Origin of the sequence: Acidisphaera sp. L21, assembly GCF_009765685.1 — a bacterium.
GTDB lineage: Bacteria > Pseudomonadota > Alphaproteobacteria > Acetobacterales > Acetobacteraceae > LMUY01.
The window spans coordinates 22,472-36,991 of record NZ_LMUY01000052.1 but is presented as its reverse complement, the minus strand read 5'-3'; the positions used below and the strand labels follow the sequence as shown (position 1 = coordinate 36,991).

16 protein-coding genes and 1 tRNA gene are annotated in these 14,520 nt (G+C 64.9%); 11 read left to right on the top strand and 6 right to left on the bottom strand.

Annotated elements, in window-relative coordinates; translation table 11 throughout:
• Positions 1 to 6 precede the first annotated feature (6 nt).
• On the top strand, positions 7 to 312 hold the full coding sequence (locus GSQ76_RS11315; RefSeq protein ID WP_158744014.1) for a hypothetical protein: 306 nt from the start codon (positions 7 to 9) through the stop codon (positions 310 to 312).
• Positions 313 to 340: 28 nt separating this feature from the next.
• On the top strand, positions 341 to 733 hold the full coding sequence (hpxZ, locus tag GSQ76_RS11310; protein WP_254070360.1) for an oxalurate catabolism protein HpxZ: 393 nt from the start codon (positions 341 to 343) through the stop codon (positions 731 to 733).
• Positions 734 to 740: 7 nt separating this feature from the next.
• On the opposite strand, the gene GSQ76_RS11305 is transcribed toward hpxZ, so the two are convergent.
• Positions 741 to 1,004: a hypothetical protein gene (locus tag GSQ76_RS11305; protein ID WP_158744013.1), complete on the bottom strand. Its 264-nt coding sequence runs from the start codon at positions 1,002 to 1,004 to the stop codon at positions 741 to 743.
• A gap of 93 nt (positions 1,005 to 1,097) precedes the next feature.
• Between GSQ76_RS11305 and GSQ76_RS11300 the strand changes: the two genes are divergently transcribed.
• Entirely contained in the window at positions 1,098 to 1,283 is a 186-nt protein-coding gene (locus GSQ76_RS11300) for a hypothetical protein (protein ID WP_158744012.1), read from the top strand.
• Positions 1,284 to 1,466: 183 nt separating this feature from the next.
• On the opposite strand, the gene GSQ76_RS11295 is transcribed toward GSQ76_RS11300, so the two are convergent.
• On the bottom strand, positions 1,467 to 1,694 hold the full coding sequence (locus GSQ76_RS11295) for a hypothetical protein (protein ID WP_158744011.1): 228 nt from the start codon (positions 1,692 to 1,694) through the stop codon (positions 1,467 to 1,469).
• A gap of 354 nt (positions 1,695 to 2,048) precedes the next feature.
• Between GSQ76_RS11295 and GSQ76_RS11290 the strand changes: the two genes are divergently transcribed.
• Positions 2,049 to 3,389 carry a leucine-rich repeat-containing protein kinase family protein gene (locus GSQ76_RS11290; RefSeq protein ID WP_254070364.1) on the top strand — a complete coding sequence of 447 codons (1,341 nt, stop codon included), beginning with the start codon at positions 2,049 to 2,051 and terminating at the stop codon, positions 3,387 to 3,389.
• An 86-nt stretch (positions 3,390 to 3,475) separates the two neighbouring features.
• Here the strand turns inward: GSQ76_RS11290 and GSQ76_RS11285 are convergent.
• Both GSQ76_RS11285 and GSQ76_RS11280 read right to left on the bottom strand, forming a co-directional pair.
• Positions 3,476 to 3,565: transfer RNA gene (locus tag GSQ76_RS11285), tRNA-Ser, on the bottom strand.
• Between the two features lie 59 nt (positions 3,566 to 3,624).
• Complete coding sequence (locus GSQ76_RS11280; RefSeq protein WP_216851000.1) at positions 3,625 to 4,908, bottom strand: Nramp family divalent metal transporter; 1,284 nt, start codon at positions 4,906 to 4,908, stop codon at positions 3,625 to 3,627.
• A 244-nt stretch (positions 4,909 to 5,152) separates the two neighbouring features.
• On the opposite strand from GSQ76_RS11280, the gene mntR reads away from it, so the two are divergent.
• Positions 5,153 to 5,596: a manganese-binding transcriptional regulator MntR gene (mntR, locus tag GSQ76_RS11275; RefSeq protein WP_216850999.1), complete on the top strand. Its 444-nt coding sequence runs from the start codon at positions 5,153 to 5,155 to the stop codon at positions 5,594 to 5,596.
• A gap of 112 nt (positions 5,597 to 5,708) precedes the next feature.
• A complete protein-coding gene (locus tag GSQ76_RS11270; RefSeq protein ID WP_174247324.1) occupies positions 5,709 to 6,308 on the top strand; it encodes a fasciclin domain-containing protein in 600 nt (199 codons plus the stop codon).
• Positions 6,309 to 6,359: 51 nt separating this feature from the next.
• Here GSQ76_RS11270 and GSQ76_RS11265 read toward each other — a convergent pair whose 3' ends face one another.
• Positions 6,360 to 7,502 (bottom strand): aminotransferase class V-fold PLP-dependent enzyme, encoded by a 1,143-nt coding sequence (locus tag GSQ76_RS11265; RefSeq protein WP_158744009.1) that lies wholly within the window; start codon positions 7,500 to 7,502, stop codon positions 6,360 to 6,362.
• Between the two features lie 8 nt (positions 7,503 to 7,510).
• A complete protein-coding gene (locus GSQ76_RS11260; RefSeq protein ID WP_158744008.1) occupies positions 7,511 to 8,884 on the bottom strand; it encodes a formimidoylglutamate deiminase in 1,374 nt (457 codons plus the stop codon).
• Positions 8,885 to 8,949: 65 nt separating this feature from the next.
• Here GSQ76_RS11260 and hydA point away from each other — a divergent pair, with 65 nt between their 5' ends.
• From hydA to urtA, 5 genes are all read left to right on the top strand, one after another.
• Complete coding sequence (gene hydA, locus GSQ76_RS11255; RefSeq protein ID WP_158744007.1) at positions 8,950 to 10,392, top strand: dihydropyrimidinase; 1,443 nt, start codon at positions 8,950 to 8,952, stop codon at positions 10,390 to 10,392.
• Positions 10,393 to 10,466: 74 nt separating this feature from the next.
• Complete coding sequence (locus GSQ76_RS11250) at positions 10,467 to 11,387, top strand: ABC transporter substrate-binding protein (RefSeq protein WP_158744006.1); 921 nt, start codon at positions 10,467 to 10,469, stop codon at positions 11,385 to 11,387.
• A gap of 9 nt (positions 11,388 to 11,396) precedes the next feature.
• Positions 11,397 to 12,161, top strand: coding sequence for an ABC transporter permease (locus GSQ76_RS11245; protein WP_158744005.1), 765 nt, complete (start codon positions 11,397 to 11,399; stop codon positions 12,159 to 12,161).
• Positions 12,158 to 12,922 (top strand): ABC transporter ATP-binding protein, encoded by a 765-nt coding sequence (locus GSQ76_RS11240; protein WP_158744004.1) that lies wholly within the window; start codon positions 12,158 to 12,160, stop codon positions 12,920 to 12,922. Before GSQ76_RS11245 ends, GSQ76_RS11240 begins: the two co-directional genes overlap by 4 nt.
• 235 nt (positions 12,923 to 13,157) lie before the next feature.
• On the top strand, positions 13,158 to 14,468 hold the full coding sequence (gene urtA, locus GSQ76_RS11235) for an urea ABC transporter substrate-binding protein (RefSeq protein WP_174247323.1): 1,311 nt from the start codon (positions 13,158 to 13,160) through the stop codon (positions 14,466 to 14,468).
• Positions 14,469 to 14,520 lie beyond the last annotated feature (52 nt).

The following is a 14,520-nucleotide window of genomic DNA, read 5'->3' as shown; positions in this document are numbered from 1 at the left end:
ACGGGCATGGTTCTCCCTTTTCGTGACTCGGAAGAGCGTGATGATCTTCGCTGGAAGATCGCCAATGTGAACAGTGTGGGTCGCCTGCTGGATGCAGTTCACCGCGACCCAGCCCTAGCGGAATATCGCGGGCCGGTTGTCGGCGTCGCCCCCCCGAAGCTTCCCTCGGTTGCCGAGATCGAGCAGGCGCGTAACGTGCTGGAGCGCGCGGCAGCATGTCTGGTGCACCATTACGGCCAGCGGCGACGTCCGGATGATCCAGACCTGCTGGGGCGTACGGCCGGCGATATGCGCCGTGACGACTTTTTCTAATGCCCCGGGGACGATGATGGACGCAGCCTTGAACTTACCCGAAATCGTCGCCGAAGTGTCCAAGCTGTTCGAACGGTACGAGCAGGCCCTCATCGACCGTGACGTCGACGTGTTGGACGCCACGTTTTGGAACAGCCCCTGCACGATCCGCTACGCCCTGCAGGAAAACGGCTACGGGTTCGACGCCATTCACGCACATCGCGTCGCCGTGCGCCCCGGCGGCAAGGGTACGAAGGAACGGCGTATTCGGCTGGAAATCCTGACGATTGGGCGGGACCTCGCTACCGTAAACCTGGAGTTCAAGGTGCGTGACCGTGACCAGGTCGGGCGGCAAAGCCAAACCTGGGTGCGGTTTGATGACGTAGGCTGGAAGGTGGTGTCGGCCCATGTCTCGGTCATGCCGCCTGGCGCTGGGGCTTGATCCCGCGCTACAGGCGGCGCGCCAACGTGTGCATTGCCCCGATCCATCGCGCCTTGAATACGGCGGCCTCGTTCTTGTCGCCGAAATGCAGGTCGAAACATGGGCCGCCGGGTTGTTCAGGCGCGCCCTTCTTCTTTGGCCTTGGCTGCCACGCATAGGTGCTGGCATTCTCGTCCAACCACCCTAAAACGTCGGCAAGGTTGGAGAGGTCCTCCCGCTCGGGCGCATGACGCTCCAGCGCGGTGTAAGGCGTTTGGGCGATCTTCGACATACCTGGCAGTATCGGTGATTTGGCCGCAATGCCAGACATTTCACGCCAGGGGAGGACGACATCAAGTTTGCAGCCATCGCGGCTCTGCTGGCCATGCTCGCAGTGTGCCCGGCGACGACCAACGCGAACATTGACGAACCCGGCAAGACATACGGCTTCGTCAATCTCGGCAAGCGCAACATTAGCCTTCCGGGCGCCCACATCCGCAGCAAAGCCGATCCGGCCTGCTGGGTGAACGACGCCACACCCGCCCGGTTTTGCGCGCGCTACGGCGCGTGAGGCTGCCGGTTACTTAGGGGAGTCCAAACTCCGGCCGCATTCTCGTCCCGGCCGTCGCGAGCACAACGTTTCCCTATGTAAGGTCCGGCCACGAGCAATCTGAACGCAGGTGAGAAGGCTTCCCCTAATACCTGCAGCCAGGCCGGTTGATCCTGCTGGCAGAACCCGCCTAGACGCGCTCGGTCACATGGTGGCCGCCGAACCTCTATCGTCATGGTCCATCTGCAGCGCCTCGTACACGCTGAGCCAATATTGCTCCGCCTCGGTATCGCCTACGGCGCGGGTATCAAGCGCGTTCTGCATCGCTGTTGCTTCTGCAGCAGCGCCGAGCGTGAAGATCAACCGCTGGGCCATTCGTGCCGGGAGATCTTTGGGGACCATGATAGCAACAACCACATCTTTTTTAGACATAGAACTGAAAATTATCTCATGCCTTTAACTCTCGCACATACGTTGCCATATTGTCACGGTCGGTGTTAATTCTCTGGCAATTAGTTGTAAATTGTTACGTTTGGCGGTATTCAATCTGCAGTAGCTTACCCGGAACGATTATGAGCAGTTATCGCATCCGTCCGACCGAATTAGACTTGGCATTGGAGAGTGATCCCCGGGCTAGGGCTGCGCATCAGGCTTTGTTGAACGCCGCGTGCGCCGACGAAGTGGGCACGGGCGTGGATGCGCAGGCCGAGCCGCCGGGTGATGGCCACGCGGTGAACGCAGAGGCTTAATTCCCGGCGAGCGACGCCAACAGGGCGTCGCAGCGTGATGCGAGTGCAGCACCTGCGCAGCGAACCCGCTAGACTGGGCGGCATGGAAAACGCTGTTTCGATCGACACCACGTTGGACGCGCTGCGGCAGGGCACGCTGGCCGGCGTGCGAACGCTGACCCTGAGGGCGGGGCTAACCGAATTTCCACCTGAGATATTCGGCTTGGCCGATACGTTGGAAATGCTGGATCTGAGCGGCAACGCATTGACCAGCCTACCCGCCGATTTGGGCCGTCTTCGCCGTCTTCGCGTGCTCTTCTGCTCCGGCAATCGCTTCGATCGCCTGCCACCGAGCCTCGGGGACTGTCTGGCGCTTACGCAGATCGGATTTCGTGGCGTGGGCCTGCGAGAGGTGCCAACCGAAGCGCTCCCGCCGGCGCTGCGTTGGCTGACCCTGACGGATAATTGGATCGAGCATCTGCCAGACGCCCTGGGCCGGCGGCCGGCGCTGCAAAAGCTGATGTTGGCCGGTAACCGGCTTCGAAATTTGCCGGAAAGCCTTGGCGGGGCGGCGAGCCTCGAATTGCTGCGGCTGTCGGCCAACGCGTTCGACGCACTACCGGGCTGGTTGCCCGATCTCCCGAATTTGGCTTGGCTGGCCTGGGCCGGCAATCCATTCGACCGCGCTGCCGCCCGCGCCCCCACGACCATCGCCTGGGATGCACTGGAGCTAGGCGCCATGCTGGGCGAGGGCGCGTCCGGCCAGGTGCACCAGGCATATTGGCCAGCGGCTGGGCATGATGTGGCGCTCAAGCTGTTCAAGGGCACGATGACCAGCGACGGCTTGCCGGAGCGTGAAATGGCGGCTCTGTTGGCCGCCGATGCGCATCCGAATCTGAGCAGTGCCCTGGGCCAGGTGACGGATCATCCGCAGCAACTGAGTGGCCTGGTGATGAAGAAGCTACCGCCGCATTGGCGCCCGCTGGCTGGCCCACCCAGCCTCGAATCCTGCACCCGCGACGTCTACGATGAGGCCACACCGCTCGATCCAGACGCCGCTCTGCGGATCATCCGTGGGGTCGGTTCGGCAACGGCGCATCTGCACGCCCGCGGCGTCTCGCACGGTGACCTGTATGCCCATAACATTCTATGGGACGGCACGGCCGGCGACAGCGTACTGACCGATTTCGGTGCCGCGTCATTCATGCCACCGGGCCAAGCCGCTTCCCTACAGCGCATTGAGATGCGCGCATGGGGATTGCTGCTCGGCGAGTTGCTCGATCGGTGTGAGGCGACTGGGGGGATGGCCCGTGGGCTGCGCGCCGTGCAGCACGCTTGCCTGCAACCCAACCCATCCGCCAGGCCGGCCATGGCCGACGCGCTCTCCAGCCTGCAATAACCATCGCTGTGGACAGCATGCATCGGGTTGTGCCGAAAACAACTTCAGTAATGCTGTAACCGCAGGCCTAGTACGGAATGCTCATCTGGCGGAGGGGGTGGGATTCGAACCCACGGTACGCTTACACGCACAACAGTTTTCGAGACTGCCCCGATCGGCCACTCCGGCACCCCTCCTGCGGGCGAACCTCTAGCGCCAGTGCTACAATTTTGCAAAGGCGGGAATGAACCACCCGCTACCCGGCGGCCAACCCAGGGATCGGCACCCCGAAAAACTGCAGCACCAGCAGCAGGTTCAGCGCCACCACCAGCACGGTTGACACCGCCGCGGCCGTGCGCACCGCCGGGCCGCTGGTGAAATGGCCCATGATGTCGGGGCGGCGGACCAGCAGCAGAAGCGCCACCATCGGCAAAGGCAGAAGCAGGCTCAACACCACCTGGCTCAGCACCAGGGCCTCCGTCGCGTTCACGCCCCAGGCGACCACGGCGAAAGCGGGCAGCATCGTCACCAGGCGACGCACCCAGATCGGGATTCGGAAGCCGACGAAGCCCTGCATGATCACCTGGCCGGCCATTGTGCCCACGGCCGAACTCGACATGCCGGAGGCGATCAGCGACAGCATGAACACGGCAGCCGCCCCCACGCCGAATAGCGGCACCAGGGTGTGGTACGCCGTCTCAATCTCCGCTACGTCGGCGTGCCCTTGGTGGAAGGCGGTGGCGGCCATCATCACCATCGCCACGTTCACCAACCCGGCGATCGTCAGCGCAACGACCACCTCGATATTGGAATAGCGCACCAGTAGGCGCCGTTCGCCGTCGTCCCTTGCTGGGGCGCGGTCCTGCGTGAGGCTGGAATGCAGGTAGATGGCGTGGGGCATGACAGTGGCGCCGATGATGCCGATCGACAGCATCAGCGCATCGCCGTCCTGCAGCCGGGGCACCACGCTACCGACCAGCGCGGCGTGCCAGTCCGGCGGCGCCAGGAACAGTTCCACCAGGTAGCTGAGGCTGATCACGCCGACCAATGCGCCGATAATTAGCTCGATCGGGCGAAAGCCGCCGCGTTGAAAGGCGAGAATGCCGAAGGTGATGACTGCGGTAATCGCCATGCCCCAGATCAGCGGCAGGCCGAACAGCAGCGCCAGGCCGATCGCACCGCCCAGGAATTCCGCCAGATCGGTCGCCATCGCGGCGACTTCGCTGCCGATCCACATGCCCATCACCACCGGACGCGGGAAATGCAGGCGGCACAGTTCCGCCAGGTTTCGGTTGGTGACGATGCCCAGCTTGGCCGACAGGCTTTGGAACAGCATCGCGACGATGTTTGCCAGCACCACCACCCATAGCAGCGAGTAGTTGTAGCGCGCCCCGGCCTGGATGTTCGTCGCGAAATTGCCCGGATCCATATACGCGACCGAGCAGATGAACGCCGGACCGGCCAGCGGTAACATCGCTAGCGGCCCGCGGCGGCGACCGGCCAAGGCGTCGCGAATGGCGACCGTTGCACGGTCGCTCATCGAGTGGGTTGCCCGCGCCTCGCTCAATCCTACCCCCGTCGTTCGGTATGGCTGTTGGTCATGGCTTAGAAGTGTAGCCATAGCTACGAGGTCTTGCCTTGGCTCACAAGTGGCAAGTTGACCAGGCTTTGCGACCAAGGCATCACAGCACGGTGCATCACGCGCTGCCTGCCTGTGGTTTGCCCCGGGCGTCCGGTCGGCTGAGGCGCGCGCCGGGACACCGGGTGCGGGCGAAGGTGGCGGTATGCCCGTGACGATGAAGCGTGACATGCCGCAGGAGCCGGCGCAGGCGCACCGGTTCGACCGCGCCCGCCAGGCCCGGTCGGCAATCCTGCTGGAGGATTATGCCGAGTTGATCGCCGACCTGCTGGCCTCGGGCGGGGAGGCCCGAACGGTGGATATTGCTCGGCGCATGGGTGTCGCGCATGCCACCGCCATCAAGACCATCGCCCGGCTGAAGCGTGAGGGCCTGGCCACCGCGTTGCCATATCGGGGCGTGTTCCTAACGGAGGCCGGGCAGGCCTTGGCCGATCGCGTGCGGGCCCGGCATCGCGTGGTGGTGCGGTTGTTGGTGGCGCTTGGCGTGTCGATGGAGGACGCCGAGGCCGATGCCGAGGGGATCGAGCATCACGTCTCCGACGGCACGCTTGCCGCGTTCGACCGGTTCCTGCGATCGAAAGACGCATAGGCTGCGAGAAGGTTAAAACTTTAGTGGGTGGCCGCGCATCTGCTTCGGTTGTCGGCCCGTAAGATCACCACAGGCTCCGCAAGGGCGCGGGATCTCCAAGGGAAACACCAAGATGCAACTGATTCGCTCGACGGCGCTGCTGCTGGCGGCGCTTGCCGTATCGACCGCGTTGACGCCGGTGATGGCGGCGACGGCAACCTCCTCGTCGAAGACGCCCATCATGGCGCCTGGCCCGGTGACCGTTGGTGGCGCACCAATGTATCCGACCAAGAACATCATCGAGAACGCCGTCAACTCGAAGGACCACACGACACTGGTCGCGGCGGTGAAGGCGGCCGGGCTGGTGGATACGCTGTCCGGCCCCGGCCCGTTCACCGTGTTCGCGCCAACCAATGCGGCGTTCGACAAGCTGCCGCCGGGCACGGTGGATACGCTGCTGAAGCCGGAAAACAAGGCGATGTTGGTGGCGGTGTTGACCTACCACGTCGTTCCGGGCCGGTTGACCGCGATGGACCTGATGAAGATGATCAAGGCCGGGCATGGCAAGGCGATGCTGAAGACCGTGCAGGGTGAGCCGCTGACCGTCAGCATGGAAGGCTCGAAGATCTACATCTCAGGCGCCAAGAGCGGCGTGGCGGAAGTCACCATTCCGAACGTGATGCAGTCCAACGGCGTGATCCACGTCGTCAGCTCGGTGCTCGTGCCGAACTAAGCTACAAGCGGCCCTGGCGGGGAGAACCTCGCCAGGGCCATTTGGATCTCCCTAAGCGAAACTAGCGATCGCGTCGGCGAAGCGGGCGACGTCCTCGTCGTCGTTATACGCATGCGCGCCGATACGGATGTTGCCGCCCCGTTCGGCCACGTGCACGCCGCGTGCTGCCAAGGCTGGCACGACTACCGATGCTTCCAGCCCTGGCGGGGTTCGCAGCCCCAGTATATGAGGCGCCCGCAACGGGCGGGGAATTGCGCGAAACCCGCGTATCTCCGCGTGCTCTGCCATCCCGTCGGTGGTGGCGCGCAGCCGTTCGCCAAGTGGCCCGGTGCCCCATTGATGCAGCAACTCCATCCCGGCCAATCCCATTGGCAGGCTGACGGGATTGTTGCGCTGGCCCATGTCGAACCGGCGGGCAGTGGGGATGGACGCGCCTAAGTGCCCAGCAAACGGGTCGCCACCGTCGATACGGTTCGTGCCGTATTGCTCCAGCGGCGTTCCATTTTGCCGCGCCGGTGCCACGTACATGAAGGCGAGCGTGTAAGGCCCGAGCAGCCACTTATACGTCGGGAACACCAAATAATCTGCCCCCAATCGCGTTACGTCCAACGACAGCACGCCGGCGGCCTGGGTCGCATCGATGATGATCGCGGCACCCTGCTGTCGCAGCGCCGGCGCCAATCGCTCGATGTCGATCAGCGTGCCGTCGGTCCAGACCAGCGGCGTCAACGCCGCGATACCCACCGGTGGTAGGCCGGGTTGCTCGATGCGTTGCAGCAGCGCCGCCGTCCAATCGCCATCGTCCGGCCGCGGCACCAGGTCGATCATGGCCCCCGTCAGTTCCGCCCGGCGCGCCCATTCCAAGGACTGGGAGGGGAACTCACCCTCGATCAGCAAAATTCGGGTGTCGGCGGTGATGTCCAAATTGGCCGCCGCAGTGGCGACGCCGTACGCGGCGGAGTGGATGATCGCCATGTCGTCTGGTGACGCACCAATGAACCCGGCGGCCGCGGTGCGCACCGCCTCCACCCGTTGGGCAATGGCGTCATGGTCCATCAGCCACGGCATGCTTTTTACCGCCACGCCTGCCTCGCCGGCCTCCCGCACGCTGCGGGGCAGGGGCGTGTAGGACCCGTTGTTAAAATAGGCGACGTCCCGCGGGATGTCGAACAGATGGCGCTGCGATGGGAGCATGGTAGATCCTAATTGCCGAGAAGTGTCCGTAAGGTCTGTCGGAATCGATTGGTAATGGCGGTGCGGTCGATATGGCGGCCATCCGCCACCACCTGCTGCCCGTGCATCCAGACGGAACGAACTGCTGGCCGGTTGGCGGCAAAGATCCAGCCATTCAACAGCGCGTCGCCATGCCGTTCCATCAACGCCGGATGGTCTGCATCCAGCGCAACAATGTCAGCCGGCGCACCCACTCGCAGGATGGGCTGCTCGCAGCCCATAGCCCGGGCGCCCCCGCTCAAAGCCGCGTCAAACAAAGCACGGCCCGTGGACACGCCCTCCACCCCCGCCAACACGTTACGGGCGCGCCCGGTCAACCGCTGCGCATATTCCATCTCCCGCAGTTCGTCCGCGGCGCCGATCAGCACGTTGCTGTCGGTCCCGACGCCAATGCGGCCCCCGGCTTGCTGCCACGACACGCCGGGGAACACGCCATCGCCCAAATTGGCCTCCGTCACCGGGCACAATCCTGCCACGGCCCCCGTAGTGGCCAGGCGCGTGACCTCGATCTCCGTCATGTGGGTGGCGTGGATCAAGCACCAGCGCCCGTCGACCGCCGTGTGGTCTAGCAGCCACTCCACCGGGCGTTGGCCGCTCCACGCCAGGCAGTCCTCCACCTCCCTCGTCTGCTCGGCGACGTGGATGTGCAGCGGCGTGCCCGGTGCGATGGCCGCAAGTTCGGCCAGTTCGCCCGGCGTGGCGGCGCGCAGCGAGTGCGGGGCGATCCCCACCACCGCACCCGGCAACGCCGCGACCGCGCTTTGGCTGCCCGCCAGCAGGCGGGCGAACCCGTCCAGATCGTTCAGGAACCGGCGCTGCCCCGGCGACGGATCGGCCCCGCCAAATCCGCCATGGGCGTAGAACACCGGCAGCAACGTCAGCCCGATGCAGGTTTGCGCAGCCGCGGCGGCGATGCGGACGGCCATTTCGGCCGGCTCGGCATAGGTGCTGCCGTCCGGTTGGTGGTGCAAGTAATGAAACTCGCCCACGTGAGTGAACCCGCCCTCCAACATCTCGGCATAGGCCTGCGCGGCCACCGCCTGCACGTCGTCGGGCGTCATGCGGCCCAGAAAGCGGTACATCACCTCCCGCCATGTCCAGAAGCTATCGGCCGCCGGCCCGCGCGTCTCCGTCAGCCCGGCCATGGCGCGTTGGAACGCGTGGCTGTGCAGATTGGGCAGGCCGGGCAGCCCAATCTGGTGGCGCGGCTCGCCAGCGCCCGGCGTCGCATCCGGTTCCACCGCAGTGATCCGTCCCGCGGCCAGATGCAGCCGCACCTGCCGCGCCCACCCGCCGGGCAACAGCGCTTCGTCGAACAGCAATGTGGTTGGCGACGCTATCATGGCTGGACAGTATCGCCCCGGGCTTCTTACGTGCAGGTCTATTCGTCTCGATGAGGAGCACTACCATGCCGGAGTTTGATCTGATCGTTCGCGGCGGCACCGTTGTGACCGCATCCGACCAATTCCTCGCCGATATCGGCATCCGGGCCGGCCGTATCGCCGCGATCGCCGACCGCCTGGAGGGCGGCCCAGAAATCGACGCGACCGGCCTGTTCGTCATGCCCGGCGGTGTCGACAGCCACTGCCATATCGAACAGTTGCAGGACGGCGGCGGCGCGGACGAGGAGACGTTCCTCACCGGCAGCACCGCGGCCTTGGCGGGCGGGACCACCAGCGTCGTCACCTTCTCCACCCAGTTCAAGGGCGGCGGCGTGCTGGCCCCATTGGCGGAATATCGCCGCCGGGCGGCGGCGGGGGCGATGGTGGATTACGCGTTCCACCAGATCATCACCGACGCGACCGAGGCGGTGATCCGCACCGAACTGCCCGAACTGGTGGCCAGCGGCGTGCGCAGCCTCAAGGTGTTCCTCACCTACGATCCGCTGCGCCTGGACGATCGCGAGTATCTGGAGGTGCTGTCCGCCGCCCGCCGGCTCGGCTGCCTGGTGACGGTGCACTGCGAGAATTACGACGCCATCGCATGGCGCTCGAAAGCGCTGCTGGCCGATGGCCGCACCGCGGCGAAATACCACGCCTGGTCCCGCCCCGAAGTGGTCGAGCGGGAGGCGACGCACCGCGCCATCGCCCTGGCCGAGTTGGTGGACACGCCGATCGAGGTATTCCACGTTTCCGGCAGCCAGGCGGCGGAGGAGATCGCCCGGGCGCAGCGCCGTGGCGTAAAGGTGTGGGGCGAGACCTGCCCGCAATATCTGGTGCTGACGGCCGAAGACATGGACCGGCCAGGGTTCGAGGGCGCCAAGTTCATGTGCAGCCCCGCCCCACGCGACGCCGCCGGCACTGCGGCGCTGTGGGAGGCAATCCGCCTGCGCACGCTGGAGGTCATCAGTTCCGACCATAGCGGCTGGTGCTACGACGGCGCGCGCGGCAAGCGGGCCGGGGGAGACGATGCGCCGTTCACCAAGATCCCGAACGGCGTCCCCGGCCTGGCCGCGCGCCTGCCGTTGTTGTGGAGCGAGGGCGTGGCCGGCGGCCACATCACGCCCAGCGACTTCGTTCGGCTGACGGCGACGCAGCCCGCCTGGCTGTTCGGCCTGCAGGCGAAGGGCCGGATCGCGCCGGGTGCCGACGCCGATCTGGTGCTGTGGGACCCGGCGAAGAAAGTCACCATCACCAACGCGCTGATGCAGCAGGCGATCGACTACACCCCGTACGAGGGCAAGGAGGTGACCGGCTGGCCCGTCGCCACCATCCTGCGCGGCCAGGTGGTGATGAAGGACGGCGTCGTGCAGGCGAAGCCCGGCAGCGGTCGCTACATTCCCGTGCCCGCCTATGACGCGATCCGCCCACGCGGCGTGCTGCCGGACGGGTTCGACGCGGCGGCGTTTTAGCCGCCCGCTGGTTGCGGCGTCGTGGCGCGCGTCTTGCTTCGCGCACGGCAACGTCGCCAGGGAGCCGCATCTTGATGAAACGCCGCCTTTTCACCGCCGGGTTGCTGTGTGCCCCGGCGATCGTTCCGCATGCCTCCCTTGGCCAGTCGATGCAGAAGGTGAAGCTCGGATCCGCCTTCACCACCACCACCAACGCGATGTTCCTGATGCCGGATCTGCTGAAGCCTCAGGGGATCGACGCCGAAATCGTCAGCTTCCCCAGCCTGGTGCAGCGCATGCAGGCGGTGGCGACCGGCAGCGTGGATGTGGGCAACGGCGGGCTGTCGGCCACGATGCAGGTCGCGACCAAAGGCTTGCCGATGACGGTGTTGGCCAATGGCTGCGACGGCGGCTGGATGATGATCGCCAAACCCGGCATCACCAGCTTCGCCCAACTGAAAGGCAAAAAGATCGCCGTGCAAAACGGCTCCATCGGATTGGTGAGCCTGAATTGGAAGCTGCGGCAGGAAGGGCTGACGGATAAGGTCGAACTGGTGTTCCTGGACAACCAGGACCAACCCACCCCGCTGGCCCGCGGCGACGTGGACGCGATTTGCTGTTTCGAGCCGTATTCCACCTTCGCCGAGATGAACAAGTTCGGCACACGGCTGTGGGTCCCGTACGATACGCCCATGGGCAAGACCAACCTCGGCTTTGTCGCCAGCACCAGTTATGTGAAGAAGAACCCGGAACTGGTGGGCAAGCTGGTGAAGGCGCACGTGGCGGCGACGGAGAAGATGCGCACCGACCCGTCCATCGCAGTGGAAACCACCATCAAGCAGTTCAACATGGATCGCGATATTGCGGTGGCCAGCACGAAGAACCTGTTCTTCAATGCCGATAGCGGCGCGGCCTTCCAAAGCGGTTTGAAATCACTGGCCCAGATGATGATCGACGACAAGTTGCTGGACAAGGAACCGGACTGGAACGAGTTCATCAACACCAGCTTCATTTAACCCGCCTTCATGCCGCGTTTGTCCCGGCTTGCCGGGCTGCTGCCGATCGTCGCGTTGGTGGCGGCCTGGCAATTGGCCGTGTCCCTGCAGCTTTATCCGCCCGTGTTGCTGCCCGCCCCGGCCAAGGTGGCCGACTCGTTCGTGCGCTGGGGGCCGACCATCCTGGCCAATGCTGGCGCAAGCGTGTTGCGGGTGGTCATCGGCGTAGGGCTGGCCTTCGCCGTGGCAGTGCCGGCCGGGCTGCTGATCGGGCGCTACCCGGCGCTGGACCGGCTGACCGACTGGTCGATCCAGGCCTTCCGATCCGTGCCGCCGATCTCGCTGATCCCCCTGGCGATGCTGTTTTTCGGCATCGGCGACACCCCGGCGATCGTGCTGATCTTTCTGTCGGCGCTATGGCCGCTGTTGCTGAACACGATATTCGGCGTGCGCGGGATCGAGCGGACGCTGCTGAAGGTGGCCCGCGCCGCCCGCGCGAGCGAGGCGCTGGTGCTGCGCGACATCATACTCCCCGCAGCGCTGCCGGCGATCTTCACCGGCCTGCGCCTGGCGATCGGCGGCGGCTGGCTGACGGTGGTAACGGCGGAGATGATCGCCGTGAAATCCGGCCTGGGCTACATGATTCTCAACGCGCAGATGACGTTCCGCACCGAACTGATCTTCGCCGGTATCATCGTCATCGGCGCGATCGGCCTGGTGGCGGACCAATCCGTCAGCCGCCTGCGCGCCCGGGTATGCCGCTGGCAGGAGGGGCTGTTGGCCGAACGGGAATGAGCGGCGGTTTTATCACCTGCGCCGGCGTTGGCAAAACCTACACCGGCAAAGGACGCCCGGTGGAGGCGCTACAGGGCATCAGCCTGGCCTGTGCGGAAGGCGAGTTCGTGTGCCTACTTGGCCTATCCGGCTGCGGCAAGAGCACGTTGCTGCAAATGATCGCCGGGCTGGAACAGCCGACCACCGGACGGATCACGGTGGCGGGTCAGGTGTTGGATGGCCCGTCCAGCGAAACCAGCATCGTGTTCCAGGACCACGGCCTGTTCCCCTGGATGACGGTGCGGGCGAATGTCGAGTTCAACATGAAGGCGCGTCGCGTCCCCCCGGCCGCCCGGCGCGCGCGGGCCGATGACATGTTGGCGCTGACGGGGCTGACCGCCTTTGTCGGCAGCTATCCGCATGAACTGTCGGGCGGCATGCGCCAGCGCGTCGGCATCGCCCGGGCGCTGACCACGCATCCCCGTGCCTTGTTGATGGACGAGCCATTCGGTGCGCTGGACGCGCAGACCCGCGGCCATTTGCAGGCCGAATTGCTGTCCATCTGGGCATCGCAACGAACCACGGTGCTGTTCGTCACCCACAGTATCGAGGAAGCGGTGTTCTTGGCCGACCGCATCCTGGTCTTCACACCACGGCCCGGACGATTGGCGGCGGAGGTCATGGTGGACATGCCGCGCCCACGCCTGCCCACCTCGCCGGAGTTCGCGGCCGTGGCGAAGGGCCTGCGGGCGATGTTGGGCTCGGAGGGCGGAAGCGAGTGAACGCCCTGCTGGTCAACCCAACACGACGGGCGCGGTCATCAGTTGCCGCGCATCTCGGCTTGAGTGCAGCTATTTTTCAGAGCGACATAGCCCGACCGTGTTGCACCTGAATTAAGCACAGCCTGACGAAACACGCGGCAGCCGGGTCCGGATGCAGACATCCAACTCACGTTTTCGCGATGGCACGATCATTGCTCATTCAACCCGACGCTCGGACACCAACGGGGAGATAAGAATGCAGCCCACAGTCACTAGACGGAATTTTGGGGCGATGGCGGTTGCCGCCGCCGCTGCCATGGGAATCGGCCGCGTCGCCAATGCGCAGACCGCCGCCAGCACGATCAAGATCGGCATCCTGCACTCACTGTCCGGCACGATGGCCATCAGCGAGACGACGTTGAAGGACGTCATGCTCATGCTGATCGACGCGCAGAACGCCAAGGGCGGCGTGCTCGGCAAGAAGCTGGAGGCAGTCGTCGTCGACCCGGCGTCCAACTGGCCGCTGTTTGCCGAGAAGGCCCGCCAACTGATCACCGTCGACAAGGTGAGCGCCGTGTTCGGCTGCTGGACCAGCGTGTCGCGCAAGTCGGTCCTGCCAGTGTTCGAGGAACTGGGCAACATCCTGTTCTACCCCGTCCAGTATGAGGGTGAGGAGAGCAGCAAGAACGTGTTCTACACCGGCGCCGCGCCGAATCAGCAGGCGATCCCGGCTGTCGACTACCTGATGTCGGAAAACAAGATCACCCGTTGGGTGCTGGCCGGCACGGACTACGTCTATCCGCGCACCACCAACAAGATCCTGGAAGCCTATCTGAAGTCCAAGGGCGTGAAGTCCGAAGACATCATGATCAACTACACGCCGTTCGGTCATTCCGATTGGCAGACCATCGTGGCCGACATCAAGAAGTTCGGATCCGCCGGCAAGAAGACCGCCGTGGTCTCCACCATCAACGGCGACGCCAACGTGCCGTTCTACAAGGAACTGTCGAACCAGGGCATCAAGGCGACCGACATCCCCGTCGTCGCCTTCTCCGTCGGTGAGGAAGAACTGGCCGGCATCGACACCAAGCCGCTTGTGGGCCACCTGGCCGCCTGGAACTACTTCGAAAGCGTGGATGTCCCGACGAACAAGGCGTTCATCGACCAGTGGCACGCCTACACGAAGAACCCGAAGCGCGTCACCAACGACCCGATGGAAGCCGCCTATATCGGCTTCAACATGTGGGTGAAGGGCGTCGAGAAGGCCGAGAGCTACGACCCGGCGAAGGTCATCCCCGCGATGATCGGCGTGTCCGTGCCGAACCTGACGGGCGGCCTGTCCACCATGATGCCGAACCATCACATCACCAAGCCGGTGCTGATCGGCGAAATCCAGGCGGACGGCCAGTTCAACGTCGTCAGCCAAACGCCGGGCACCATCGTCGCCGAAGCCTGGTCGCCGTACCTTGAAGGCTCGAAGGACCTGATCAGCGATTGGCTGCCGCCGATGTCCTGCGGCAATTACAACGTCAAGCTCGGCAAGTGCGGCGGCGCCGGGAAGACCTGAGCATGGGGGCAAGGCCGGGGGCGCAGCCCCTGGATCCTCGGAGGGGGCGGTT